Source organism: Caballeronia sp. ATUFL_F2_KS9A (genome assembly GCF_023630765.1).
Lineage (GTDB): Bacteria > Pseudomonadota > Gammaproteobacteria > Burkholderiales > Burkholderiaceae > Caballeronia > Caballeronia zhejiangensis.
Genome location: NZ_JALQEK010000030.1, coordinates 22,442 through 48,780, shown reverse-complemented (window position 1 = coordinate 48,780; position 26,339 = coordinate 22,442). Strand labels below are relative to the sequence as shown.

Genomic DNA, 26,339 nt, shown 5'->3' with positions numbered 1-26,339 from the left:
CATCGGTGGCCACAATCAGGAGGCACCGCGTTCATGCTCAGACTCAGCACGCTTTTTCTCGCCGCCGCGCTCGCCGCCGCCGCGCCGGTTCACGCTAAAGACGCCGACACCTTGCGCCTCGGCATCGATCCCGGTTATCCGCCGATGGACGTGAAGACGCCCGATGGCCACGTCGCGGGCTTCGACGTGGATCTCGGCGATGAAATCTGCCGCCGCATCGCGATGCGCTGCCAGTGGGTCGAACTCGAGTTCTCGGGGATGATTCCCGCGCTGCAGGCCCGCAAGATCGACGGGATCATGTCGTCGATGGCGATCACCGACAAGCGCATGAAGCAGATCGCTTTCTCCACCAAGCTCTTCCAGTTCCGCTCGCGGCTGATCGCGAAGCAGGGCGCGCCGCTCACGGCGAGCGCGCAGGGCTTGCGCGGCAAGCGCATCGGCGTGCAGAGCGGCAGCCAGTTCGAAACCTACGCGATGAAGAACTGGCAGCCGGGCGGCGTCGAAGTGGTCGCGTATCAGAGCATGGACGGCGTGCTCAACGATCTGACTGCGGGACGCATCGATGCCGCGCTGCTCGGTTCCGTCGAAGCGGAGCACGGCTTTCTGAAGACGCCGCGCGGCGCGGGCTTCGCGTTCGTCGGCGAGCCGCTGTCGATGGGCGATCACGGCGTCGGCATGGGTCTGCGGCAGGAGGATGCGGCGCTGAAGGCCCAGGTCGACAAGGCCGTGGGCGACATGCGCGCGGACGGCACGTATAAAAGAATCGCGCGCAAGTATTTCGATTTCGACGTCTACGGCGACTGAACATGCACACTCAACGTCATCCGCTCGTGTCGACGACGCTCGGCACGTCGCGCGAACTCGTCAGCTTTCATTTCGGCGATGCCGCGAACGGCGAAAGCGTTTATCTGCAAGCGTCGCTGCACGCCGACGAAACCCCCGCCATGCTCACCGCGTGGACCTTGAAGCAGCGTCTCGCCGCGCTCGAAGCCGAAGGGCGCATGCGCGGCGAAATCGTGCTGGTGCCGGTGGCGAATCCCATCGGCTTGTCGCAGCATGTGCTCGGGCAATTCCTCGGGCGCTTCGAGGCGAACAGCGGCCACAACTTCAACCGCGATTTTCCGATGCCGTCCGCTGCCGCGCTGATCGAACGCGTGGGCGCGCGCTTATCGTCCGGCGATGCCGCGCACAACGCGCGTCTGCTGCGCGGCGCGCTCGTCGAGATGCTCGGCGAAACGACCGCGAAGAACGAGTTCGAATCGCTGCGGCTTGCGCTGCTCGGGCTGGCGTCGAAAGCGGATGTCGTGCTCGATCTGCATTGCTCGCTCGAAGCGACGATGCACATCTACACGAGTCCCGCGAGCTGGCCCGCGATCGAGCCGCTCGCGCGCTATCTCGGCGCGAACGGCGTGCTGCTGGCGACGGATTCGGGCGGTCAATCATTCGACGAGGTTCATGCGCTTTTGTGGAACGAGCTGCGCGAGCGCCTCGGCGATGCAACGCCGCTCGGCGCGCCGAACATTGCGGCGACGATCGAGCATCGCGGCCAGCGCGATGTCGATTACGACACGGCGTCGCAGGATGCGGAGGCCATCGTCGATTTTCTGATCGCGCGCGGCGTGATCGAAGGCGAGGCGAAGGACGCGCCGCCGCTCGCGCAAGCCGCGACGCCGCTCGCGGGCAGCCAGCAACTGACGGCGCCGGCGAGCGGGATCGTCGTGTATCGCGCGAAAGTGGGCGCGCGGCTGCAAGCGGGCGATCCGGTGTTCGATATCGTCGATCCGGTCACCGACTCGGTGACGACCGTCACGACGGCCAACGACGGCGTGTTCTACATGCGACGCGCGGTCCGCTTCGTGTACGCGGGCGCGCCGATGGGGCGCGTAACGGGTGAGAAGGCGATCAGGAGCGGGGTGTTGATCGGGGCGTGAGCGCGCCGAGCGCGTGTTTTCACTGCTCGCTAGAATGACTCCTCGCTTTCGAGGAGTCTCGCCATGCTGGATTTCGCACGCCACGCGCGCACGCTGACGCTCGATATTTCTTACGCCGATTCCGGTCCCGCCGACGCGCCCGTCGTGCTGCTGATCCACGGATGGCCGGATGCGGCGCGCGCGTGGAATGCCGTGGCCGCGCGGCTCAACGACGCCGGCTATCGAACCGTCGTGCCGGAGTTGCGCGGGGCGGGCGGCACGCGTTTCCTGCGCGACGACGCCGTGCGCGACGGCTCGGGCGTCGCGCTCGCGCGAGACGCCGTCGATCTCGCCGATGCGCTCGGCATCGCCACCTTCGATGTCGTCGGCCACGACTGGGGCGCGCGCGCCGCCTACACGATCGCCACGCTGTTTCCCGAGCGCGTGCGCCGCATGGCCGCGCTCGCGCTGGCGTATCAGCCGCGCGGCGTCTTCGAATTGCCCGACTTCTCGCAGGCGCGGCGCTTCTGGTACCAATGGTTCATGTCGCTCGACGGCGGCCCGGACGCCGTCGCCGCCGATCCCAAAGGCTTCGCGCGCATCCAGTGGGACACATGGTCGCCGCCCGGCTGGTTCGACGAAGCCGAATTCGCGGCGACGGCGCGCGCATTCGACAATCCCGACTGGGTGCCGATCACGCTGAACGCGTATCGCCGGCGCTGGCGGAGCGATCAGCCGTCCGATCCGGCGCTCGCCGATCTGTACGCGCGGCTTGCGACGATCGATCGCATCGGCGTACCGGCCTTGATGATTCAAGGCGGCGCGGACGCCTGCGACGAACCGGCGAGCTCGGAAGGCCAAGCGCGCTACTTCACGGCGGGCTATCGGCGCGTCGTTATCGATGGCGCCGGGCATTTTCCGCTGCGCGAGGCGCCGGATGCCGTCGCGGATGCGGTCATCGAACATCTGAAGTGATCGCCGAGCAGGCGAGCGCCTTGCGCAGTGTCACCGGACACTTCCGACACGTTTGGCGGCAAACACTGTATGCGTGTACAGTACTGATCGCTATGGCGGCCACGCACTTCCGAACACTCGTGCGACCTCGTCGAACACTTCGAGGATGCCGCCTAACTCATTGAACCGGTTGAAAAATTGGCATCGAATAACGCAATCCGCATTCGCGGCGCACGTCAGCACAACCTCAAGAATCTCGATCTCGACCTGCACACCGGCCAGATGACGGTCGTGACCGGCCCGTCCGGTTCCGGCAAGTCGAGCCTCGTGTTCGACACGCTCTACGCGGAAGGCCAGCGGCGCTACGTCGAAACCTTCAGCGCGTACGCGCGCCAGTTTCTCGACCGGATGGACCGTCCGCAGGTCGATCGCGTGGACGGCGTGCCGCCCGCGATCGCCATCGACCAGACGAATCCGGTGCGCAGTTCGCGTTCGACCGTCGGCACGATGACCGAACTGAACGATCATCTGAAGCTCTTCTACGCGCGCGCCGCCGAACTTTTCGACAAGAAGACGTCGCATCGCGTGCGTCACGACACGCCCGAGACGATCTACGCCGAACTGCTCGAACGCACGCGGGCCGATGATCCGCGTCTCGCGATCACGTTTCCGGTCGAATTGCCCGACACCGCGAGCGACGAGGAGGTCGAGCAGTGGCTCTCCGCGAGCGGCTATACGCGCGTGCAGGCGAAACGCCACGTCGAAACCGCAAGCGGCAAACGGCAGATGCTCGATGTCGTCGCGGATCGTTTTCGCTTGCAGAACATCGAGCGTTCGCGTGCGCTGGAGGCGATCGAAAGCGCGTTGCTGCGCGGCACGGGCCGCGTCGACGTCTATGTGCTGAAAGACGAAGGCGAGCCGGAGATCTGGCGTTTTTCCACCGGCCTGCACAGCCCGGAAAGCGATCTGCGCTACGCCGATCCGCAGCCGGCGCTGTTCTCGTTCAACTCCGCGTATGGCGCTTGCGAGACGTGCCGCGGCTTCGGACGCGTGATCGGCGTCGATTACGGTCTCGTCATCCCCGATGAAAAGAAGACGCTGCGCGAAGGCGCGATCAAGACATTGCAGACGCCCGCGTGGAAAGAGAACCAGGACGATCTCGTGCGCTACGGCGCGAAGGCGGGCATTCGCCTCGGCGTGCCGTGGAAGGATCTCACGCAGCAGGAGCGTGACTGGGTCATCAAGGGCTCTCCGGACTGGACGGGCAAGTGGCAGAACCAGTGGTACGGCGTGCAGCGCTTCTTCGATTATCTGGAGTCGAAGGCGTACAAGATGCACATCCGCGTGCTGCTGTCGAAATATCGCAGCTATACGACGTGTCCGGTGTGCGCCGGCGCGCGTCTGAAAACCGAATCGCTGCTGTGGCGTCTCGGCACGAAGGAACAGGCCGACGCAGTGCTTGCGCCGCACGATCGCTTCATGCCGGAAGGCGTCGACTGGACGCGCGCGCAACTCGAAGCGCTGCCGGGCCTCACAGTGCACGATCTGATGCTGATGCCGATCGAGCGCATCCGCCGCTTCTTCGATTCGCTGACGCTGCCGTCGACCTTGCTCGACGAAGCGCTCAAGCTCTTGCACGCCGAGGTCCGCACGCGCCTGAAATATCTCTGCGATGTCGGTCTCGGTTATCTGACGCTCGATCGCCAGTCGCGCACGCTGTCCGGCGGCGAAGTGCAGCGCATCAATCTGACGACCGCGCTCGGCACGTCGCTCGTCAACACGCTGTTCGTGCTCGATGAACCGAGCATCGGTTTGCATCCGCGCGATCTGAACCGCATCGTCGAAGCGATGCATCGTCTGCGCGACGCGGGCAATACGCTCGTCGTCGTCGAGCACGATCCGTCGGTGATGCTCGCGGCCGATCGTCTCATCGACATGGGACCGGGTCCGGGCGAGCGCGGCGGGCAGATCGTCTATGACGGCGCACCCGACGACATTCAAGTCACCGACACACTCACCGGCGCGTATCTCGGCGGCCGCAAGCATGTCGCGCATGCGTCGAACTGGAATCGCCGCGTCGTCGATGCGAACACGCCGCGCCTCACGCTCGAAGGCGCGAGCGATCACAACCTGCGCGACGTGACGGTCGACATTCCGCTGCAACGTCTCGTGTGCGTGACGGGCGTATCGGGCTCGGGCAAATCGACGCTGATCCAGGACGTGCTCGCGCCCGCGCTGATGCGTCACTTCGGCAAGGCGACGGAAGCGCCCGGCGCGTATCGCGACCTGAAGGGCGCGGAGCATTTGAGCGACGTCGTGTTCGTCGATCAGTCGCCGATCGGCCGCACGGCGCGCTCGAATCCGGCGAGCTATGTCGGCGCGTTCGACGAAATTCGCAAGCTCTATGCGAAGGCGCCGCTCGCGTTGCAGCGCGGCTATAGCGCGAGCATGTTCAGCTTCAACTCGGGCGATGGACGCTGCCCGACGTGCGGCGGCTCGGGCTTCGAGCACGTCGAGATGCAGTTCCTGAGCGATGTCTACTTGCGTTGCCCCGATTGCGACGGACGCCGTTATCGCGCGGAAATCCTCGAAGTGAAGATCGAGCGCGGCGATCGTCAGTTGAGCGTCGCCGATGTGCTCGAGCTGACGGTGAGCGAAGCCGTCGCGCTGTTCGCCGGCGACAAGGAAGTGCTGCGCGTGCTGCAGCCGATCGTCGATGTCGGTCTCGAATACGTGAAGCTCGGCCAGCCCGTGCCGACGCTTTCGGGCGGCGAGGCGCAGCGTCTGAAGCTCGCGGGCTTTCTCGCCGAAACGTCGCAGACCAGCAAGAGCGAAAGCCGTCTCTTCATGTTCGACGAGCCGACGACGGGCCTGCATTTCGACGACATCGCGAAGCTGATGCAGGCACTGCGGCGCCTGCTCGAACGCGGTCATTCGCTGATCGTCATCGAACACAATCTCGATGTGATTCGCGCGGCCGACTGGATCATCGATCTCGGTCCGGAAGGCGGCGATGGCGGCGGGCAGCTCGTATGCGTCGGCACGCCGGACGATGTTTCGGCATGCGAACAATCGCATACGGGCCGCGCGCTGGTCGAATACGAAGAAGCGATGGCGCCCGGCGCGGCTCAAAAGCGCGCGGGCGTGCCGCTGCAACTCGCGGCGGAAGTCGCGAGCGCGCGACGTGCGTTGCAGGGCGAGAACGTGGTGCGGATCGTCAACGCGCGCGAGCACAATCTGAAGTCGCTCGATGTCGATATTCCGCATAACAAGTTCAACGTCGTGACGGGCGTGTCCGGTTCGGGCAAGTCGACGCTCGCGTTCGATATTCTTTTCCACGAAGGTCAGCGCCGTTACCTCGAATCGCTGAACGCATATGCGCGCTCCATCGTGCAGCCGGCGGGCCGTCCGGAAGTCGATGCCGTCTATGGCATTCCGCCGACCGTCGCGATCGAGCAGCGCCTGTCGCGCGGCGGACGCAAATCGACGGTCGCGACGACATCCGAAGTCTGGCACTTCCTGCGCTTGCTGTACGTGAAGCTCGGCATTCAGCATTGCATTCACGATGGCACGCCGGTCCAGTCGCAAAGTTCCGAATCGATCGCCGCGCAGATCATGCGCGATTTCAAGGGGCAGCATGTCGGACTGCTCGCGCCGCTCGTCGTCAATCGCAAGGGCGTCTATACCGATCTCGCGAAATGGGCGAAGGCGCGCGGCAATACGCATCTGCGTGTGGATGGCGAATTCCTGCCCGTGAGTCCGTGGCCGAAGCTCGATCGCTTCCGTGAACATACGATCGAATTGCCGGTTGCGGATCTCGTCGTGTCGGCGGACAACGAAGCGGAACTGCGGCGTTTGCTCGACGACACGCTCGAAATCGGCAAGGGCGTCATGCATCTGTGCGCGCCGCTCGATGAACTGCATGGGTCGTGGCACGACGGCGCGCGTCGCGGCAAGGAAGAAACGCGCGTGTTCTCGACGAAGCGCGCGTGCCCCGTTTGCGGCACGAGTTATCCGGAGCTCGATCCGCGCATGTTCTCGTACAACAGCAAACACGGCTGGTGCAACACATGCGTCGGGACGGGCGTGAAGCTCACGCGCGAACAGCGCGCCGCGTTCGACGACACGCTCTTCGCGCAAGACGATCGCGGACGCGAGCAGAGCATCGGCTCGGTCGATCAGGAACCGGACGATATCGTGGATCAGCCCTGCCCGGAATGCGAAGGCACGCGTCTGAACGATGTTGCGCGCGCCGTCACGTTCGGCAATTATCCGATCACGGAAGTCGGACGATGGACCGTCAGCGATACGCGCGAGTGGATTGCATCGCTCAAGCTCAAGGGCCGCGATGCGGATATCGCGCGTGACGTGGTCAGTGAAATCGAAGGGCGCTTGCAATTCCTCGAAGAAGTCGGGCTCGGCTATTTGAGCCTCGATCGCGCCGCACCGACGCTTTCCGGCGGCGAAGCGCAGCGCATCCGTCTCGCGGCGCAACTCGGCAGTAATCTGCAAGGCGTGTGTTACGTGCTCGATGAACCGACCATCGGTTTGCATCCGCGCGACAACCTGATCCTGCTCTCCGCGCTCAAGAAGCTGAACGACAAGGGCAATACGCTCGTCGTCGTCGAGCATGACGAAGACACGATTCGCCGCGCGGATCACATCATCGATATCGGGCCGGGCGCGGGCAAGCGCGGCGGTACGGTCGTCGCGCAGGGCAACGTGACGGATCTCGCGGCGCACAAGGCGTCGCTCACGGGCCAGTTCCTCGCGAATCCGATCGTGCATCCGTTGCAGCCGCGCCGCGAAGTGCGCGCGGCGACCGCGAAGCGCGCCGCCGTGCCGGAGCAATGGCTGACGGTCGAAGGTGCGACGCTGCACAACTTGCGCAACGTGACGGCGACGATGCCGCTGAATCGGCTCGTCGCGATTACGGGCGTGTCGGGTTCGGGCAAATCGACGCTCGCGCGCGACGTGCTGATGACGAACCTGCTCGATGCCGTCGGCCGTTCGGTGTTGTCGTCGCCTGCGGTGCGGCGCGCGCGCAAGGCCGCGCAAGCGGACAAGCCCGCTGCCGGGTCGCGCGCCAGCGTGCTCGCGCGCGAAGCGCCGCGTCCGACGTTCGATGTCGCGCATGCGTGGCAGGGCTGCGCGGGCGTAACCGGTTTCGAGGCTATCGATCGCGTGCTCGAAGTCGATCAGACGCCGATCGGCAAGACGCCGCGTTCGTGCCCGGCCACCTACATCGGCATGTGGGACACGATCCGCAAGCTCTTCGCCGATACGCTCGAGGCCCGCGCGCGCGGCTACACGCCGTCGCGTTTCTCGTTCAACACGGGCGATGGCCGTTGCCCGGCATGCGAAGGCCAGGGCGTGCGGACCATCGCGATGAGCTTCCTGCCCGATGTCAAAGTGCCGTGCGACGTGTGCCACGGCCAGCGCTTCAATCCGGAAACGCTCGCGGTGACATGGCGCGGCAAGAACATCGGCGAAGTGCTGACGATGGAGATCGACGAAGCCGTCGAGTTCTTCGCGTCGATGCAGAGCATCGCGCATCCGCTGCAATTGCTGCGCGATGTCGGCCTCGGCTATCTGACGCTCGGCCAGCCGTCGCCGACGCTGTCGGGCGGCGAGGCGCAGCGCATCAAGCTCGTCACCGAACTGTCGAAAGTGCGCGACGACGTCACGCGGCGCGGCCAGAAGCCGCCGCACACGCTTTATGTGCTCGATGAGCCGACCGTCGGCCTGCATATGGCGGACGTCGCGAAGCTGATACGCGTGCTGCATCGTCTGGTGGATGGCGGGCATAGCGTGATCGTCATCGAACACGATCTCGATGTGATCGCCGAAGCCGACTGGGTGCTCGATCTCGGCCCGGAAGGCGGCGTGAATGGCGGCACGATCGTCGCGGCGGCGGACCCGGACACGCTCGCGACGCATCCGCGCAGTCATACCGGCGCTGCGCTGCGGCCGGTTTTGGCGCGGACACGGGAGACCGAAGATGCTGCGTGATCTCGATACGCTGATCGCGTCGATGGAGCCCGAACTGCAGCCGGGCGCGTACGTGTTCGCGTCGCTGCCGCACGATGCGGTGGCGAGCGGCGCGGACATCGTCGCGACGTTCCGCGAGCGCGAGGGATTGACGGTCGTGATGGAAGAAAGCGCGGCGCAGGCGGCCGGCGTCGCGCCGCTCTTTCGCGCGGCCTGGATCACGCTGACCGTTCATTCGGATCTGAACGCGGTCGGCTTGACGGCGGCGTTCGCGCGTGCGCTCGGCGAGGCGAACATCAGTTGCAATGTGATTGCGGCGGCGTATCACGATCACATCTTCGTTCCGGTCGAAGAGGGCGAACGCGCCGTCGAAGTCCTTCGGGATTTGCAACGCGCTGCTGGTAAGCTTTCGGCCTCATCAAAACCATGAAACCGACATAGATGGAAACGCAGGACAAAGCCGTCGCGCTGAGAAGAATGAAATGGTTCGCCGCCGGGCTGCTCGTCGCGGCCGGCGCCTTGTTCGCGCTCGCGAAAAGCCAGCACGATGCGGGCGCGTGGGCGTGGGTGTCGTCGTTCGCGGAAGCCGCGATGGTCGGCGCGCTCGCCGACTGGTTCGCGGTGGTCGCGCTGTTTCGGCATCCGCTTGGCGTGCCGATTCCGCACACCGCGATCCTGCCCGCGAACAAGGCGCGCGTCGCGGACAACCTGGCCGTGTTCGTTCGCGACCGTTTTCTCGGCACCGATGCGCTCGTCGCGCGCGTGAATGCGTTCGATCCGGCGAGCCGTCTGTCGATGTGGCTGGCCGAGCCTGCCAATGCCGAGTTGCTCGGCAAGAAGGCCGTGGGCGCGGTCGGGCAACTGCTGTCTTTCGTCGATGACGAGCGCGTGAAGTCGATGCTCTACGAGACGCTGCGCCGTCGCGCGGAGTCGTTCGATCTGGCGAGCGCGACGGGAAGCGTGCTGTCGACGCTGATATCGGACCGGCGTCATCAGTTGCTGCTCGATGAGGGCCTGAAGCAACTGGCCGGGTGGCTCGACAAGCCCGAAGTGCAGGAGATGCTCGCGACGCGCATCGTCGCGGTTGCGGGCGAGGAGTATCCGAAGCTCGTCGGTATGCTGGGATTCGTCGGACTGAATGCTGAAGACCTTGGCAACAAGTTTGCGGCCGGTCTCGTGCGCGGCGCGAATCAATGGCTGCACGATGTAAGCAGCGATCCCGAGCACGAGCGTCGCAAGGCTTTCGATGCGGCCGTGGAGCGGTTTGTCGAGCGGTTGAAGACGGATCCGGCGTTCAAGGCGCGCATCGACGAGCACAAGCGTGAGTGGCTGGAGCGGCCCGAGTTGCGGACATACGTGAACGGGCTGTGGGACGAGTTCATCGCGTGGCTCGATGCGGATATCAAGCGGCCGGATTCGGCGCTGCATGCGAAGGTCGTCGCGATGGCGGGCGGTTTTGCCGAGGCGCTCGGCAGCGATCCGGCATTGCGCGAGTCGATTAACGAGCATATGCGCGATGCTTTGAAGGCGCTTGCGCCGGAGTTGCGCGATGGCATCGCGAAGCATATTGCCGCCACCGTCAAGCAGTGGGACGATGCGACGCTCGTCAGGGATGTTGAGCTTAATATTGGGCGGGATTTGCAGTTCATTCGCGTGAATGGGACGCTTGTGGGAGGCGCTGTCGGGATTTTGATTCACGCTGTGAGTGTGGTTCTTGGTTGATTTTGTTTCTTCGCTGAATCCCGTGATTGTGTCGGGTCGGGGTTTCGCCGGATCCCGTTTTCGCGTCGGTCTATTAGCGTTGCCCCTGTGCGGGGCGGCACTTACTTTCTTTGCTGCTGCAAAGAAAGTAAGCAAAGAAAGCAGCTCCTGATACGCCCGCGGTCACACGCAATTTGGGTAGTCCTCTCGTCGATCGTGGGCTGCCTAAAGAGTGCCCTCATAGGCCCCATCGGGCTTGGCTCGCGCACGGTCCGTCTCATCGCACCACACACCAAACGGGTTCAGCACGAAATAGCTCCAGCCCGCTTCGCGGCCGACCGGTCAATCGGGGATGCATGTGCTTCTCTACTAACGTCTCCATCTCACTGCAATCGCCGCACGTTGGTTTCCCTTGCATACCGGGCGGCAGCGCGTAGCGCTGTGCCGGATGTATGATTGCTGGACCCGCGCGTTGTAACTACTAGCTAGTCAGACCGTGCGCGAGCCAAGCCCGGTGATTGTGATGAGGGCACTCTTTAGGCAGCCCACGATGGACGAGAGGACTACCCAAATTGCGTGTGACCGCGGGCGTATCGGAAGCTGCTTTCTTTGCTTACTTTCTTTGCAGCAGCAAAGAAAGTGAGTGCCGCCCCGCACAGGGGCAGTGCTAATAGACCGACGCGAAAGCGGGATCCGGCGAAACCCCGAGCCGCCACGAAAGCGGGATCCGGCGAAACCCCGAGCCGCCACGAACACGCAATCCAGCAAAAAAACAAAAACCATGACACGCATCGAACGCACCGATGAATCGCCGATCGACGCTGCGCGTCTGGAAGACGAATGGCTCGAACCCGATGCTTACGGCGGTTTCGCCTCCGGCACGGTCGGCACGATGCGCACACGTCGCTACCAAGCGCTGCTGCTGACGGCGACTCAACCGCCCGCCGGCCGTGTCGTGCTCATCAACGGCATGGAAGCATGGCTCGAAACGGGCAACGCGCGTATCCCTCTGACGATGCAGCGCTACGCCCCCGACATCCTCTATCCCGACACGACGGCAAGCCTCCTTTCATTCGATACAGATCCGTGGCCCACATGGCGCTACCGCATCGGTAACGACGACGCAACGATCATCGTCGCAGAAGCGTTCGTTGCAAAGGAAGCCCGCCAAACCGTCCTGCGCTGGCGTCTCGAGGGCGCATCGAAAGCGGCCAAGTTGGAAGTCCGCCCGCTGCTCTCAGGCCGCGACTACCACGCGCTGCACCACGAAAACGCGGCATTTTCCTTCGATGCCACACTGGAAGGCGAGCGCGTGCAATGGCAGCCGTATGGCGATTTGCCGACGATTTGCGTCACGTCGAACGGCGCTTACGATCACGCCCCCGACTGGTATCGCAACTTCTGCTACGTGCGCGAACGCGAGCGCGGACTCGATTTCACCGAAGACCTCGCGACGCCCGGCATCTTCAGCTTCGATCTCGCGCGCGGCGAAGCCGTGATGATCCTCCACGCGCACGCGGGCCACGACAAGCCGTTCGAAGACAGCGCGCTCGCGCACGCATCGCATCTCGCCTCGCGGGAAAAGGAACGGCGCGCGGCGTTCGGCTCGCGGCTCGCGCGCAGCGCCGATGCGTACGTCGTCACGCGCAATGTCGGCAAAACGATCATCGCGGGCTTTCCGTGGTTCACCGACTGGGGCCGCGACACCTTCATCTCGATGCGCGGCCTCCTGCTCGCGTCCGGCCGGCATCAGGAAGCGGAATCGATCCTGCTCGAATGGGCCGATACGATTTCCGAAGGCATGGTGCCGAACCGCTTTCCGGACAGCGGCGGCCTGCCCGAATACAACTCCGTCGATGCCTCGCTGTGGTTCGTCGTCGCCGCGCACGATTATCTGGCGACGGGGCACGCGCACGCGGCGACGACGAGCCGCCTGCAAAGCGCCGTCGATGCGATTCTCGACGGCTATTCGCGCGGCACGCGCTTTCGCATCGCCGCCGATGTGGACGGTCTGCTGCGCGCGGGCGTGCCCGGCGTCCAGCTCACATGGATGGACGCGAAGGCAGGCGACTGGGTCGTGACGCCGCGTATCGGCAAGCCGGTAGAGGTGCAGGCGCTGTGGATCAACGCGCTCACGATCGCGAGCGCGTGGAATCCGCGCTGGCAGGCGTTGCGCGATCAGGCGCAGTTGTCGTTCGCCGCGCGTTTCGTCGATCCGGACACGCATACGCTCTTCGATGTCGTCGACGTCGATCACGAACCCGGTCGCGTCGATCGATCGATTCGCCCGAATCAGATCTTCGCGGTCGGCGGCTTGCCGTTTCCGCTCGTCGATGGCGATATCGCGCGCGCGGTCGTCGATCAGGTCGAAACGCAACTTCTCACGCCGCCCGGTTTGCGCACGCTCGCGCCGTCCGATCCGGCCTACAGGGCGAACTACGCGGGCGGCGTGCTGGATCGCGATGGCGCGTATCACCAGGGCACCGTCTGGCCGTGGCTGATCGGCCCGTTCGTCGAGGCGTGGGTGCGCGTGCACGGCGCGGCGGGCGCGCGCGAGCGTTTTCTGACGCCGCTCTACGCGCATCTCGATCGCTACGGTCTCGATCACGTCAGCGAAGTCGCCGATGCCGATGCGCCGCACACGCCCGGCGGGACGCCGTTTCAGGCGTGGTCGCTCGCGGAGCTCCTGCGCATCGAAAAGCTGCTCGGCGCAACCTAGCGCGGCGCGCGCGGGCCGGCGTCAAAACGCGCTAAATTACGAGACTTGCCCGTCGTTCAGCACGCCGCCATCGAGGAGTCGCCCATGTCGAAATCGCGCCCCGTCAACCAGCTCGAAACCGTCGAGGGCCTGCGGCTCCATTCGAAGGACTGCCCACGCTGGCAGCGCTGGGGACCGTATCTGAGCGAACGCCAATGGGGCACCGTGCGCGAGGACTACAGCGAATTCGGCACCGCGTGGGAATACTTTCCGCACGATCATGCGCGCAGCCGCGCGTATCGCTGGGGCGAGGACGGTATCGCCGGTTTCGGCGACGACAAACTCAACTGGTGCATCTCGCTCGCGCTCTGGAACGGCTGCGATCCGATCATCAAGGAGCGGCTCTTCGGTCTGACGAACCAGGAAGGCAATCACGGCGAGGACGTGAAGGAACTGTACTTCTACATCGACGGCACGCCGACGCATTCCTACATGCGCATGCTCTACAAGTATCCGCATGCGGCGTATCCGTATGCCGATCTCGTCGATGAAAACGCGCGGCGCGGCGCCGACATGCCCGAATACGAAGTGCTCGACACGGGCGTGTTCGACGACGCGCGTTACTTCGACGTGCAGGTCGAATACGCGAAGCACACGCCGGACGACATCGTGATGCGCGTGACGATCGAGAATCGCAGCGACGTGCGGGCCGCGCTCGACGTGCTGCCGCAAATCTGGGCGCGCAATACCTGGTCGTGGAAGCCGACGCCGATCAAGCCCTCGCTGAAGGTGGAAACGGTGCAGGGCGAAGGCACCTACGTGCTCGCCGAACAGGGCGCGCACGAACCGATGGTCGTCACCGCGTGGTCGCCGGACGCGAGCGCGATGGAATGGCTCTTCTGCGAGAACGAGACCAACGTCAGGCGTCTCTTCCACATGGAAGGCACGGGACCGTTCAAGGACGGCTTCAACGATTACATCCTGCAAGGCGACGAAGACGCGATTCGCCGCGACAAGGGCACGCGCGCGGCCGCGCACGCGCATCTCGAACTGGAGCCGCTCGGCAAGGCGGTCGTGTATCTGCGCTGGCGGCCCGAGTCCGCGCCGGACGCCGTGCCGCTCGACGTCGATGGTCTCTTCGCGCGACGCATCGCGGAAGCCGACGAGTTTTACGGCGCGCTGCAGCACGATATCGCCGATGCCGATCAGCGGCTCGTGCAACGCCAGGCACTCGCCGGCATGCTGTGGTCGAAGCAGTACTATCAGTTCGATGTGACGCGCTGGCTCGACGGCGATCCGCTTCAGCCGAAGCCGCCGAAGCAGCGGCGCACCGGACGCGATTCGGACTGGCGGCATCTGTGCAACGCGGACATCGTGTCGATGCCGGACAAGTGGGAATATCCGTGGTACGCGTCGTGGGACCTCGCGTTTCATGCGGCGGCGTTCGCGCTCATCGATCCGGAGTTCGCGAAACGTCAGTTGCTATTGCTGGTGAAGGACCGCTATCAGCATCCGAACGGTCAATTGCCCGCGTACGAATGGGCTTTCGGCGATGCCAATCCGCCCGTGCACGCGTGGGCGACGTGGCGCGTCTACGAGATCGACCGCGCGATCACCGGCAAGGGCGATCGCGATTTTCTGGAACTCGTGTTCCACAAGCTGCTGCTCAACTTCTCATGGTGGGTGAATCGCAAGGATGCCGACGGCAAGAACATTTTCCAGGGCGGCTTTCTCGGCCTGGACAACGTGGGCATCTTCGATCGCTCGTCGCCGCTGCCGACGGGCGGCCACATCGATCAGGCCGACGGCACCGCATGGATGGCCGCGTACGCGCTCGATCTGATGCGTATCGCGCTCGAGCTCGCATACGCGAACAAGGTGTTCGTCGATATCGCCGTGAAGTTCTTCGAGCACTTCCTGTATATCGCGGAAGCGGTGAGCTGCGAGGACGATTGCGACACCGGTCTCTGGGACAGCGAGGACGAGTTCTTCTACGACAAGCTGCGCCTGCCCGACGGAACCAATGTGCCGATGCGCGTGCGGTCCATCGTCGGGCTGATTCCGCTTTTCGCCGTGCATGTGCTGGAGCCGAAGGTGTATCGCTCGCTGCCGGAATTGCGCGAACGGCTGCACTGGTTTCTCGAACATCGAACGGATCTTTCGAGGCTCGTGTCGCGCTGGAACGTGGCGGGTCAGGGCAACAGCGTGCTGCTGTCGCTGTTGCGCGGGCATCGCATGAAGGCGCTGCTCAGGCGCATGCTCGACGAAACCGAATTCCTTTCCGATCACGGCGTGCGCGCGCTGTCACGCGTGCATCTCGATAACCCGTTCGTCTTCTATCACAACAGCGAAAGCTTCGGCATCCAGTATCTTCCGGCGGAATCCGACTCGCGCGTGTTCGGCGGCAATTCGAACTGGCGCGGTCCGGTGTGGATGCCGGTCAACTATCTGCTGATCGAATCGATCCACGAGTTTCATCGCTATTACGGCGATGATTTTCGCGTCGAATATCCGACGGGCTCGGGACAGAAGTTTTCGCTCGCGCAAATCGCCGACGAACTCGCGCGCCGCGTGACCACGCTCTTTCTGCTCGACAAGAACGGCGAGCGTCCGGTGATGGCTGCCTATCCGCTGCTACAGGCCGATCCGCGTTCGCGCGATCTCGTGCTCTTTCACGAGTATTTTCATGGCGACAACGGGCGCGGCGTGGGCGCGTCGCATCAGACGGGCTGGAGCGGGCTCGTCGCGCTGTTGCTGCATCCGCATGCGACGGGGCCGTCCGGCGTCGTGCCGCTCGCCGGCGAAGCCGATGCCGATGTTCAGGAGTTCGCAGGAGCGAAATGAGGCGTGAATCGCGGTGGCATCGCGTTTTGCGGGGTTCGGCGAAAGTCAAGCGCCACAGGTCGAAAGCGTTGTTAGGAATTGTCTGGTATTACTCATCGCTCCAACTGCGTAAGTTTGTGGAAACACAAATTGATAACAGTCTGGAGGACAAAATGGCGCAGTCCATTAGCGCATATTCTCTCAGCGGCTACCAAATGGGCTTGGGCGCTGGCGGCCGCGCTCATATCGAACACGAACATTGCCCGCCGTTCGCCATCGTCATGCTGGTGTTCGCCGCCGCAATGCTCGGCGGCGTCTGGTTCAGCGGCGAATTCAACAGCTTCGCCGCCGGGTTGATCGCGTGGGCCGGCATCCTCGCCATGCTGGGCGCATGCGCCGATCGCTGGTTCAGCGGCGCCGCCGCGCTCGAACGCCGTATCCGTCAGCGCGAGAGAGCGCGATGCCGCGTGCTTGGCGGCATCGCGTCGCGCAGCGGTTTCAGGCAGCAATGGCCTGACTGGACGACGTCAGCAGCACGGGAATGGACTTCGACGTCGGCGTACCGGCGCCATCCGCAACCGATGACAGCGGCACGAGCGGGTTGGTCTCCGGATAATACGCACCGAGACAGCCACGCGGAATGTCGTATTCGACGAGCTTGAAACCGTCTACGCGACGCTCGATGCCGTCGTCCCACACGCTCGTGATATCCACCAGTTCGCCCGGCTCGAACCCGAGCATGTCAATGTCCTCGCGGTTCGCGAACAGCACGCGCCGCTGTCCGTACACGCCGCGGTAGCGATCGTCGAGACCGTAGATCGTCGTGTTGTACTGATCGTGCGAACGCGTCGTCATCAGCGTCATGAGACGGTCGCCGTACAGCGCACGGGCGCGGTGGATCGGCGTATCGACCGCGATCCTGTGCACGATGAACTGCGCCTTGCCGCTCGGCGTCTTCCAGACGCGATCGCGCGACGCCACGCCGAGATGAAAACCGCCCGGCTGCTTCAGGCGTTCGTTGTAGCGCTCGAAACCGTCGAGCACTTTTTCGATGCCATCGCGGATCAGCGCGTAGTCGCCCTCATGTGCGCGCCAGTCGACCTTGGCCGAGCCGAGCGTCGCGTGCGCCATGCGTGCGACGATCGCGACTTCGGAAAGCAGATTCGCCGAGGCCGGCTTGTTCATGCCGTACGAAATGTGCACCATGCTCATCGAATCCTCGACGGACACGCCTTGCGGCACGCCGTTCTGAACATCGATCTCGGTGCGGCCGAGCGTCGGCAGAATGAGCGCGTCGCGGCCGTGTACGAGATGGCTGCGGTTGAGCTTCGTCGTGATGTGCACCGTGAGATCGCACGAGCGCATCGCTTCCCAGGTGCGCGGCGTGTCGGGCGTCGCGATCGAAAAATTTCCGCCCAGGCCGATAAACACCTTCACCTTGCCTTCGAGCATCGCGTGAATCGTTTCGACGACGTCGTAGCCATGCTCGCGCGGCGGCTCGAAATCGTAGGCCGCGCCGAGCCGGTCGAGAAACGCCTGCGTCGGTTTTTCCTCGATGCCGACCGTGCGGTCGCCCTGCACGTTCGAATGGCCGCGCACCGGACATAAGCCCGCGCCGCGCCGTCCGATATTCCCGCGCATCATCATCAGGTTCGAAAGCAGTTGAATGGTCGGCACGGAGTTCTTGTGCTGCGTGAGGCCCATGCCCCACGTCGAGATGACGGCGCGGCCTTTCGCGTAGATGTCGGCGAGATTCAGCAGATCGTCCATCTCCACGCCCGATTCCGCGATGATCGCGTCCCAGCTTTCGGCGCGCAGGTCGTCGGCGAAGGCGTCGAAGCCGACCGTGTGCTCCGCGATGAAATCGACGTCGAGCACGCGCTCGCCACCGTTCGCGCGCGCGGCGTCGTCGAGTTCGATCACGCGCTTCGCCACGCCTTTGATCAGCGCGAAGTCGCCGCCGACTTTCGGGCGGATGAACACCGAACTGATCTTCACGCCCTTCGGCGAGAGCATGTCGAGCGTGTGCTGCGGGCTCGCGAAACGTTCGAGGCCGCGCTCCTTCAGCGGATTGATCGACACGATGGTCGCGCCGCGTTTCGCGCACTCGCGCAACTCGCCGAGCATGCGCGGATGGTTCGTCGCCGGATTCTGGCCGAAGAGCAGCAGCGTGTCGGCGTGTTCGAAGTCGTCGAGCGTGACGGTGCCCTTGCCGATGCCGACGGTATGCGGCAAGCCGCGGCTCGTCGCTTCGTGGCACATGTTCGAGCAATCGGGGAAATTGTTCGTGCCGTACATCCGCACAAACAATTGATACAGAAAAGCGGCTTCGTTGCTCGCACGGCCGGACGTGTAGAACGCGGCGCGATCGGGATCGTCGAGTTTCTTCAGATGCGAGGCGATGAGTTCGAACGCATCGTCCCAATCGATCGGCACATAGCGGTCGCGCTTTGCGTCGTAGACGAGCGGATCGGTCAGCCGGCCGTGCTGCTCCAGTTCGTAATCGCTCTGCGTCATCAGCGACGAAACCGTGTGCTCCTCGAAGAACGCGGGCGTCACGCGCTTGCTCGTCGCTTCGGCGGCGACGGCCTTGACGCCGTTCTCGCAGAATTCGAAGGTCGAGCCGTGCTCGCGGTCGGGCCACGCGCAGCCGGGGCAATCGAAGCCGTCCGGCTGATTCTGCTTGAAGAGCGTCTTGTAGTTGCCGCCCGCCACCTTCTCCTTGACGAGATTGATGGCAACCTGCTTCAGCGCGCCCCAGCCGGCGGCGGGATGCGTATAGGGTTCGATGCGTTCTTCGGGCTTCTTGAACATGGCTTGTCGGATGATGCTTTTTGGCTTGCGATGCTCGAAGCGTACTGTGTTCCGAATCGCGCGCGGCGCACAGAAAATGCGAAATAGAAGGAGTACAGTTGCGTCGATTTGCCCTAGACTTGACGCATTGCCGCTTCAGAACGAAATCCAGTTGAAACTCTACGAAAAGCTCGCCGATGAAATCGAGGAAGCCGTGCGGCGCGGCGTGTTCACGCCCGGCGAGAAGATCGCGTCGGTGCGGCAGGCGAGCCAGCAGCACGGCGTGAGCATCAAGACGGTGCTGCATGCGTACGCGATCCTGGAAAGCCGCGGGATTCTGGAGACGCGTCCGCAGTCCGGCTATTTCGTGCGCGCAAAACCGCAGGCGGGCGCGGCGCACAGTCAGCCGACGCGCGTGATCGCGACGGCATCGGAAGTCGATGTGAGCCGGCTCGTGCTTTCGACGTTGCGCAGCATCCGCGCTCACGACGCCGTGCCGTTCGGCTCGCCGTATCCCGATCCCGAGCCGTTTCCGTGGCGGCGCATCAACCAGTACGCGAACGCGATCGCGCGGCGGCAGGCGAGTTGGAATCTCATCGACGATCTGCCGCCCGGCAATCCCGAGCTGATTCGCCAGATCGCGCGGCGTTATGCCGAAAACGGCGTGCCGGTCGATCCGGAGGAGATCGTCATCACGGTCGGTGCGACTGAGGCGATCAACCTGAGCCTGCAGGCCGTCGCGCAGCCCGGCGACACGGTGGCCGTCGAATCGCCGACTTACTACGCGATGCTGCACGCGATCGAGCGTCTCGGGATGCGCGCGATCGAAGTGCCGACGCATCCGGCGGAAGGCATCGACATCGACGCTCTGGCGCGGATCATCGGACGAAGAAAGATCGCCGCGTGCATGGTGATGCCGAACTTCCAGAATCCGCTCGGCTTCCAGATGCCGGACGAGCGCAAGCGCCGGCTCGTCGAATTGCTGTCCGCGCACGATATTCCGGTCATCGAAAACGATGTCTATCACGAGCTTTATTACGGCGATGCGCGCCCGTCGACGCTCAAGAACTTCGATACAAAAGGGCTCGTGCTGCATTGCGCGTCGTTTTCGAAGAGTCTGACGGCGTCGTACCGGATCGGCTGGGCGATGCCGGGACGGTATCGGGCGCAGGTCGAGAAGCTCAAGTTTCTGAACACGTTGACGACGCCATCGGTGCCGCAGGTCGCGATCGCGGATTATCTGCGGCAGGACGGCTACGACCGGCATCTGCGGCGCGTGCGCAAGCTGTATCGGCAGCAGTCGCGCATCATGAGCGCGATGGTCGAGCGCTTCTTTCCGGCGGGCACGCGCACATCGGCGCCGCAGGGCGGCTATGTGCTATGGGTGGAATTGCCGGAGCGCGTCGATTCGATGCGGCTCTATCGCGCCGCGCTCGACAGCGGCATCACGGTCGGACCGGGCTACATGTTCTCCACGCGCAACGCCTTCAGCCATTTCATCCGGCTGAACTACAGTTATCCGTGGACCGCGCAGAGCGAGGCCGCGTTGCGGCGGCTCGGCGAACTCGCGGGCAGGGAGATCACTATGGGGATTCGCGCATGAACGATGACATCGATCCGGCGCTCGTCGCCGTGCTGACACAGCTTTGGCGCGCACAGACGGAAACGCCGGAACGCGCGTGGTCGCTCGCGAAATTGGCGAAGCAGTCCGGTTTGCCGATGAGCGCGTTGCGTCGGCAATTGACCGGGCTCGAGGAAGCGGGATTCGTCGAGGTGCGGATGAACGAGGATGGGACGGGCAGCGCGGGGTTGAGCGAGCAAGGCGTGACTTTGTGTCAGTCGATTTTCAGCGCAGGTGAATAAATGGGCTATGGTGATATACCATATGTATATCGTATAGCGAGGTATCTATGGGAAGGATCTTGATCGATTTGCCCGACGAACAGATAGACGAACTCGCCGCGATCGGCGAAGAGCAGCAGCGCCCGCGAGCCGCGGTCATTCGGGACGCGATCAGCGCGTACGTCGCGAGCAACAAGCGCCGTGCTGCCGTCGATGTGTTCGGCTTATGGCAAGAGCGAAAGATCGATGGATTGCAGTACCAGCGGGAGCTGCGCGAAGAATGGTAAGAGCGCTTTTCGACACGAACATCCTGATCGATTACCTGTCGGGAATCGATGCGGCACGCAAGGAGATCGAGCGTTACGAAGAGCGGTCGATCAGCATCATCACGCTCATGGAAGTTCTAGAGGGCGCCAAACCCGACAGTGAAGCGTCGCTGCGCGCCTGGCTGTCCACCTTCGATCTCGTGCCGCTCGATTCGGCCGTCGCGAACCTCGCAATCGGAATTCGCAGGAAATCGCGCATCAAGTTGCCGGATGCGATCGTGTGGGCGTCGGCGCAATCGGTGAATGCGCTGCTCGTTTCGCGAAACTCGAAGGACTTCCCGCCCGACGATCCGGGCGTGCGGATGCCCTATCAACTGTAGCCGCGTCGGTCGCCAGCACCCTTGGACATCCACATCACCCTGCACGGCCGCCGCGACCTGACCGGCCAGATCTACGGCCAGCTACGCGCGGGCATCATCGAAGGGCGGCTCGCCGCGAACGCGCGCCTGCCGTCCACCCGCGATCTCGCCGCGCAGCTCGGCGTCTCGCGCAAGACCACGCTCGATGTCTTCGAGCGGCTGATCGCGGAAGGCTTCTTGCGCACGCGCGCCGGCGACGGCACGTTTGTCGCTGAAGGGCTCACGCGCCTGCCGACCGCGCGCACCGAACCCGTATCGGCCCGCGCCCGCGCCACCGGCATCTGGCGCAAGATGCCCGAGCGCATGACGATGCCGATGCCGCCCGCCGACGAAACGCTCGACTGCGATTTCAAGGGCGGCGTAACCGACAAATCGCTCTTTCCCTACGACGCCTGGCGACGCTGCCTGAATCAGGCACTGCGCACGCAGGCGCGCGCGGGCGGCGGCGTCGCGGGTTATCGCGATCCGGGCGGCGAGCAGGCGTTGCGGCTCGGCATCGCGCGTTATCTCGCGTTCAGCCGCGCGGTCGTCTGCAACTGGCAGGACGTGATCGTCACGCAGGGCGCGCAACAGGCGCTCGATCTGCTCGCGCGCGTGACGATCCAGCCGGGCGATGTCGTCGCGGTCGAAGAGCCGGGTTATCCGCCGGCGCGGGCGCTCTTCGCGGCGCTCGGCGCGCGCATCGCGCATGTGCCGGTCGATGGCGAGGGCATCGTCGTGAGAAAGCTGCCGCGCAACACGCGGCTCGTCTACGTCACGCCGTCGCATCAGTTTCCGCTCGGCATGCCGATGAGCCTCGAGCGGCGCGTCGAGTTGCTCGAATGGGCGGGCAAGCGCGGCGCGGTGATCGTCGAGGACGATTACGACGGCGAATTCCGCTTCGAAGGGCGGCCGGTGGAATCGCTGAAGAGTCTCGATCGCGCGGGACTCGTCGCGTATGTCGGCACGTTTTCGAAGACGCTCTTTCCCGATCTGCGGCTCGGCTACGTCGTGCCGCCCGCGACACTCTCCGAACCGCTCTGGAACGCAAAGCAGATTTGCGACTGGCACAGCTGCATGCTGACGCAAACCGCGCTCGGCGCGTTCATGCTCGATGGCGAATACGCGAAGCATCTGCGCCGCATGCACAAGGCGTACGCGGAACGCCGCGCGCTGTTGATCGAACGTCTGCAAGGCGAGCTCGCGCCTTGGTTCGAGCCGCTGCCCGCGACGGCGGGCATCCATCTCGTCGCGCGGCTCGCCGGTTCGGTGCGGGAAGACGAGGTCGTCGCGGCGGCGCGCGCCGTATCGGTCGGGCTGTACGGCATACGCGCGTTCTACGCGGGCGAGCCGGCGCAGCAAGGCGTGCTGCTCGGCTACGGCGGGACGAACGTCACGGCGATCGAGCGCGGCGCGACGCGCCTCGCCGCGCTCATGCCGACGCTCGTCCGCTAGCTTCGCGGCGTCACTGATCGCACAACAACAGCAGCTTTTCCTGCGCGGAACACGCCGCTTTTTTCGGCTTTTGCGCGGCCGCGTCGGCGTCGCGCGTCGCGACCTTGCGCGTCGGATTCTGCGCTTGCTCGGCGGCCGCCGTGCGCTGCGCGATGCACGCGCGCAAGTGCTTTTCCATCGGCGGATAGTATTTCCAGCCCTTCGTGAGCGGCGGCAGTTCGAGATGCACCTGCTTCCACTTCGGATGGCCGTTCGCCTGCAGCGTGTCGAAGTTCGAGCACAGCGAATCGGCGAATTTCGACAGCGCGCCGACCGTGCCGCGCAAACCGTAATCGTAGGTCACGAGAAACGCCTTCACGGTGAGCGTCGGCGTGTCTTCCTGAATCCAGTTCGGATAACTCGTCGTGCGGATCGTCGCCGGGAAATAGGTCTGCTTCGCGCGCGCGGTTTCCTGCGCGTTCGGATCGAGGCGCAGCAGCCTGATCTGCTTGAGCAGCTCCGGATTCATGTCCTGAAAGAGCTTCGCCGGCTGCCCCGCGACGATCACCGCCACGTCGATCTTCCCGACGATCAGCCGCGCGAGCGAATCCTCGTTGTTGAGATGCTGCTCGTTAGCTTCGGCGATCGGTTCGCCGAACATCAGCCGATACAGCGTCTCCGCCGATTGCGCCGTGCCGCTGCCGATCGGCCCGACGCTGATGTTCTTGCCCTTGATCTCGTGGATGTACTTCATCGGCGAGTCCGCGCGCGTGACGAAGTAAATCTCTTCGTCGTAGAGCGGCATGATGAGCCGCAGCGGCTTGATGATCTTGCCCGCGTCCGCATTGCCCGAGGTCGCCATGTCCATGTACGCCTGATACACGTCCGACTGCACCAGCGCGAACTTCACGCCGGGCTCGTAGCGCATGCGCTGCACGTTCTCCGCCGACCCTTTCGACGGCAGCACTTCCAGTTCGATGCCGGCCGGCTCGGCGACGTACTTCGACAAGTCCTGTCCGATCTGGATATACGTGCCGCGTTCCTGGCCCGTCGTGATCTTGTAGGGAATGGGATCGGCGGCGAAGCTCGATCCCGCGCCGATCATCCCGGCGATGGCGAGAAGCGTCAGCGCGCCCCGTGCGGCGTTGCGCATGTATTTCGTGGTGAACATGATTGACCCTTAGTCGGAGTTGGACGGGTGCTTTTTGAAACTCGCACGATGCGGGAATCGTCCGCGTCGCGCGCAATCTGCTCATGCGCGGGCACTCGCATGCGGCCCGGCGCGAAGATGCGCGGCGCGTGCTTGCGGTGCGTCGGTGTTGTCTCTGCGTGTTCTTGTAGTTGCGTCGTTCTTGCGTCGTTCTTGCGTCGTTCTTGTGCGCTTTTTTGCGTTTTTTGCCGTTTTCAGCGCGACGGCGGCTTCGAGGCCGAATCGCCGCCGCTCCAGCCGTATTGCTTGATGGCGCGTTCGAGTTCCTCGGACTTGTCGGAGTCGACATGCGAGCCGGCCGGCACCGTGGCGAACTGCGGCGACGCGCCGGTCGTGGCCGCGGCCTGCGTGCTGCGCGTCGCGACGTTCGTCTGCACGACGGGCTGGGCGACGGCTTGTGCGACGGCCGCGGGCGGACGGGGCACGGCTGCCTGCATCGGCGCCGTCGATGGCGGAAGCGCGCTGCTCTGATTGCCCGATTGCGGTGGATGCGGCACGGCGGTGCGCGTCGGGGGCGCGGACGGCTGCGGCGGATCTTCGCCGAGGTAATACGCGCCGCGCGGATTGGCCGGACGAGCGGCTTGCTGCGGCGGCTCGTCGCCGATGTAATAGGGCGCGCGCGGGTTCGCGGCACGCGAATTCGCGGCGGAAGGCTGGGCGCTTTCTTCACCGAGATAATAGGGCGCGCGCGCCGCTTGCGTGACGGGCGGCGGAGCGGCCTTCGCAGCGGCCGGTTGCGACGGCGCGGGCACGGCGGCTTGCGTCGTGGCCGGTTGTGGCGTCGGCAGGGGCGTCGGTTGGGGCGTCGGTTGCGTGGCCGCTTGCGGCGCGGGCGTGGGCATCGTCATCGTCGTGGCCACGGTCGGCGCGGGCGGCGGATTGATCGTCGTCGCGGTGATCGCGGCGGTCGCCGCCTGGCCACGCGCGATTTTCTCCGCGCGCGATTCGTAGGCAGCGTCGTCGTCGGCCCAGCGCGCGGCGGTGCTGCGTTGCACCGTGCGCCTGTCCGGCGTGGGCTTCTGAGCAAACCCGTTCGTCTTCGCGGCCTGCGCGGCCGCCGCTGCAACGTTTGCCTGCGCGGGAAGCTGAGCGGGCGCGGCAGCCGCCGTGTTCGCGGCATCCGCGGCGGGCGCCGTGCCCGGCACGCGTTTGGCGAGCGCGGCCACTGCCGTCGGCGCGAGCCAGCCCGCGTGCGAAATCACGCGTTCGAGCATGGCTTGCGATTCGATGTTGCTGCCGTCGAGGGCGAGTGCCTCGCCCGCGTTCTGCTGCACGCACGCCCACGCGGACGTGCGCTCGCAGGCGCGCGCGAGTTGCAGCGCGGCGTCGCGCTGCGCTTCGCGCTTGACGAGCTCGTCCTTCAGCGATTCGTAGTCGGCGCGCGCCTGTTGCTGCGGCGGAAGCATTTTGAGCCGCGCGCGGGCCGTGGCGAGATCGTGCTGATCCAGCGCGACGCGCACATCCTGCAGCGCATTGCCGGACGGAGCGGCGGCCAACGGGCGCCGGTCCGCCGCGGCCGGTGCGGCAGGCGTGCCGGGCGCGTCGGTTGCGCCGCGCATCAGCGAACCGACCTTGGAATCGATCACGCCCGAAACGCTGTGATCCGCGGATGGCGTGCTCGAACCGCCGTCCGAATCGCCAAGCTGGTAATAGAACGTCGCGCCGAGCAGCAACACGAGACCGCATGCACCGGCGATGACTGTCTTCTTCGTGTTCCACCGCTCGGAACCGGGCAGGGCGTCGGGATCGTTGCTGGAATCGGCGAAGGCGTTGCGTGCGGATTCCTCGGCGCGGCGCGCGCGATACTCCGCCGCCTTTTGCGCGATGCGCTCACTCGCGCGCTCCGTCCAGCGCGAGCGCATGCCCGGCTCGACGCGCCCGGCGCCATCCGAGTCGAGGGAAGCGGAAGAACCGGATGCGGACGCACCCGCCGATGCGAGCGGCGCCGATGCCTCTTCGAAAACGTTCTTGCGCGATTTGCCCGAGGCGGCCTCGCGCGTCTGGCCGAATGCGGCGCTTCGGTCTGCGCCGCAATTGGGGCAACTGTCGGCGTTCTTGCGCACCGTGCTGCCGCACCGCTGGCAGACGACGGAGAACATGGATGCGGGAAACGTCAGTCGCGTGGTCATGCTAAAGCCCTCGAAGGACGTGTGCGTGAGGTTGCCAAAATCGCGTGGCCGCCAATGCGCGCCGAGCCGTCGCGCCTGTACGCGGGAACGGCGTCCCGCGGCAGCAATCCTTCGTATTCTTTGTCCGCGCGGCGCGCGCGCCAGCGGGAAACGACTATCCGACTATGGTTCAACCACTATCGGACGTCAA

The 26,339-nt window shown here is 64.7% G+C and carries 17 protein-coding genes; 13 read left to right on the top strand and 4 right to left on the bottom strand.

The window, feature by feature from the left end; genetic code table 11:
* Positions 1-33 precede the first annotated feature (33 nt).
* The 8 genes from NCS67_RS18255 to NCS67_RS18220 all read left to right on the top strand — a co-directional run bounded on the left by NCS67_RS18255 (position 34) and on the right by NCS67_RS18220 (position 16,098).
* Positions 34-804, top strand: coding sequence for a transporter substrate-binding domain-containing protein (locus NCS67_RS18255; RefSeq protein ID WP_250436022.1), 771 nt, complete (start codon positions 34-36; stop codon positions 802-804).
* Positions 805-806: 2 nt separating this feature from the next.
* Positions 807-1,931 carry a succinylglutamate desuccinylase/aspartoacylase family protein gene (locus tag NCS67_RS18250; protein WP_250436021.1) on the top strand — a complete coding sequence of 375 codons (1,125 nt, stop codon included), beginning with the start codon at positions 807-809 and terminating at the stop codon, positions 1,929-1,931.
* Between the two features lie 63 nt (positions 1,932-1,994).
* Positions 1,995-2,885, top strand: coding sequence for an alpha/beta fold hydrolase (locus NCS67_RS18245; RefSeq protein ID WP_008352942.1), 891 nt, complete (start codon positions 1,995-1,997; stop codon positions 2,883-2,885).
* Positions 2,886-3,062: 177 nt separating this feature from the next.
* A complete protein-coding gene (gene uvrA / locus NCS67_RS18240) occupies positions 3,063-8,876 on the top strand; it encodes an excinuclease ABC subunit UvrA (protein ID WP_250436019.1) in 5,814 nt (1,937 codons plus the stop codon).
* Entirely contained in the window at positions 8,866-9,285 is a 420-nt protein-coding gene (locus NCS67_RS18235; protein ID WP_250436017.1) for an ACT domain-containing protein, read from the top strand. Before uvrA ends, NCS67_RS18235 begins: the two co-directional genes overlap by 11 nt.
* An 11-nt stretch (positions 9,286-9,296) precedes the next feature.
* Positions 9,297-10,577, top strand: a complete 1,281-nt coding sequence (locus NCS67_RS18230) for a DUF445 domain-containing protein (RefSeq protein WP_250436015.1) — start codon at positions 9,297-9,299, stop codon at positions 10,575-10,577.
* Positions 10,578-11,337: 760 nt separating this feature from the next.
* Entirely contained in the window at positions 11,338-13,275 is a 1,938-nt protein-coding gene (locus NCS67_RS18225; protein ID WP_250436013.1) for an amylo-alpha-1,6-glucosidase, read from the top strand.
* 84 nt (positions 13,276-13,359) lie between these two features.
* Entirely contained in the window at positions 13,360-16,098 is a 2,739-nt protein-coding gene (locus NCS67_RS18220) for an MGH1-like glycoside hydrolase domain-containing protein (RefSeq protein WP_008352950.1), read from the top strand.
* Positions 16,099-16,190: 92 nt separating this feature from the next.
* On the opposite strand, the gene NCS67_RS18215 is transcribed toward NCS67_RS18220, so the two are convergent.
* Both NCS67_RS18215 and NCS67_RS18210 read right to left on the bottom strand, forming a co-directional pair.
* Positions 16,191-16,586: a hypothetical protein gene (locus NCS67_RS18215; RefSeq protein ID WP_152563208.1), complete on the bottom strand. Its 396-nt coding sequence runs from the start codon at positions 16,584-16,586 to the stop codon at positions 16,191-16,193.
* A complete protein-coding gene (locus tag NCS67_RS18210) occupies positions 16,576-18,891 on the bottom strand; it encodes an FdhF/YdeP family oxidoreductase (RefSeq protein ID WP_008352951.1) in 2,316 nt (771 codons plus the stop codon). Before NCS67_RS18210 ends, NCS67_RS18215 begins: the two co-directional genes overlap by 11 nt.
* Positions 18,892-19,042: 151 nt before the next feature.
* Here NCS67_RS18210 and NCS67_RS18205 point away from each other — a divergent pair, with 151 nt between their 5' ends.
* Genes NCS67_RS18205 through pdxR form a run of 5 tightly spaced genes read left to right on the top strand, consistent with a single transcriptional unit; the run spans position 19,043 to position 22,831 of the window.
* Entirely contained in the window at positions 19,043-20,473 is a 1,431-nt protein-coding gene (locus NCS67_RS18205; RefSeq protein WP_175979496.1) for an aminotransferase-like domain-containing protein, read from the top strand.
* Positions 20,470-20,733: a helix-turn-helix domain-containing protein gene (locus tag NCS67_RS18200; protein WP_008352953.1), complete on the top strand. Its 264-nt coding sequence runs from the start codon at positions 20,470-20,472 to the stop codon at positions 20,731-20,733. The genes NCS67_RS18205 and NCS67_RS18200 overlap by 4 nt, the downstream gene beginning before the upstream one ends.
* A gap of 47 nt (positions 20,734-20,780) precedes the next feature.
* Positions 20,781-20,999 (top strand): ribbon-helix-helix domain-containing protein, encoded by a 219-nt coding sequence (locus tag NCS67_RS18195; RefSeq protein ID WP_250436011.1) that lies wholly within the window; start codon positions 20,781-20,783, stop codon positions 20,997-20,999.
* On the top strand, positions 20,993-21,358 hold the full coding sequence (locus NCS67_RS18190; RefSeq protein ID WP_250436009.1) for a type II toxin-antitoxin system VapC family toxin: 366 nt from the start codon (positions 20,993-20,995) through the stop codon (positions 21,356-21,358). Before NCS67_RS18195 ends, NCS67_RS18190 begins: the two co-directional genes overlap by 7 nt.
* 21 nt (positions 21,359-21,379) lie before the next feature.
* Positions 21,380-22,831, top strand: coding sequence for a MocR-like pyridoxine biosynthesis transcription factor PdxR (gene pdxR / locus NCS67_RS18185; protein WP_250436008.1), 1,452 nt, complete (start codon positions 21,380-21,382; stop codon positions 22,829-22,831).
* A 10-nt stretch (positions 22,832-22,841) separates the two neighbouring features.
* Here pdxR and NCS67_RS18180 read toward each other — a convergent pair whose 3' ends face one another.
* Both NCS67_RS18180 and NCS67_RS18175 read right to left on the bottom strand, forming a co-directional pair.
* Positions 22,842-23,981, bottom strand: a complete 1,140-nt coding sequence (locus NCS67_RS18180) for a TAXI family TRAP transporter solute-binding subunit (protein ID WP_008352958.1) — start codon at positions 23,979-23,981, stop codon at positions 22,842-22,844.
* 233 nt (positions 23,982-24,214) lie between these two features.
* Complete coding sequence (locus NCS67_RS18175) at positions 24,215-26,149, bottom strand: zinc ribbon domain-containing protein (protein ID WP_250436006.1); 1,935 nt, start codon at positions 26,147-26,149, stop codon at positions 24,215-24,217.
* Positions 26,150-26,339: the final 190 nt, after the last annotated feature.

Excerpts from the sequence above, each read along its gene's own strand:
- NCS67_RS18220 (WP_008352950.1), top strand. The coding sequence starts at position 13,360 with ATGTCGAAATCGCGCCCCGTCAACCAGCTCGAAACCGTCGAGGGCCTG.
- NCS67_RS18255 (WP_250436022.1), top strand. The coding sequence starts at position 34 with ATGCTCAGACTCAGCACGCTTTTTCTCGCCGCCGCGCTCGCCGCCGCC.
- NCS67_RS18250 (WP_250436021.1), top strand. The coding sequence starts at position 807 with ATGCACACTCAACGTCATCCGCTCGTGTCGACGACGCTCGGCACGTCG.
- NCS67_RS18180 (WP_008352958.1), bottom strand. The coding sequence starts at position 23,981 with ATGTTCACCACGAAATACATGCGCAACGCCGCACGGGGCGCGCTGACG.
- NCS67_RS18190 (WP_250436009.1), top strand. The coding sequence starts at position 20,993 with ATGGTAAGAGCGCTTTTCGACACGAACATCCTGATCGATTACCTGTCG.
- NCS67_RS18235 (WP_250436017.1), top strand. The coding sequence starts at position 8,866 with ATGCTGCGTGATCTCGATACGCTGATCGCGTCGATGGAGCCCGAACTG.
- NCS67_RS18225 (WP_250436013.1), top strand. The coding sequence starts at position 11,338 with ATGACACGCATCGAACGCACCGATGAATCGCCGATCGACGCTGCGCGT.
- NCS67_RS18230 (WP_250436015.1), top strand. The coding sequence starts at position 9,297 with ATGGAAACGCAGGACAAAGCCGTCGCGCTGAGAAGAATGAAATGGTTC.
- NCS67_RS18175 (WP_250436006.1), bottom strand. The coding sequence starts at position 26,149 with ATGACCACGCGACTGACGTTTCCCGCATCCATGTTCTCCGTCGTCTGC.
- NCS67_RS18210 (WP_008352951.1), bottom strand. The coding sequence starts at position 18,891 with ATGTTCAAGAAGCCCGAAGAACGCATCGAACCCTATACGCATCCCGCC.
- NCS67_RS18200 (WP_008352953.1), top strand. The coding sequence starts at position 20,470 with ATGAACGATGACATCGATCCGGCGCTCGTCGCCGTGCTGACACAGCTT.
- NCS67_RS18245 (WP_008352942.1), top strand. The coding sequence starts at position 1,995 with ATGCTGGATTTCGCACGCCACGCGCGCACGCTGACGCTCGATATTTCT.
- NCS67_RS18195 (WP_250436011.1), top strand. The coding sequence starts at position 20,781 with ATGGGAAGGATCTTGATCGATTTGCCCGACGAACAGATAGACGAACTC.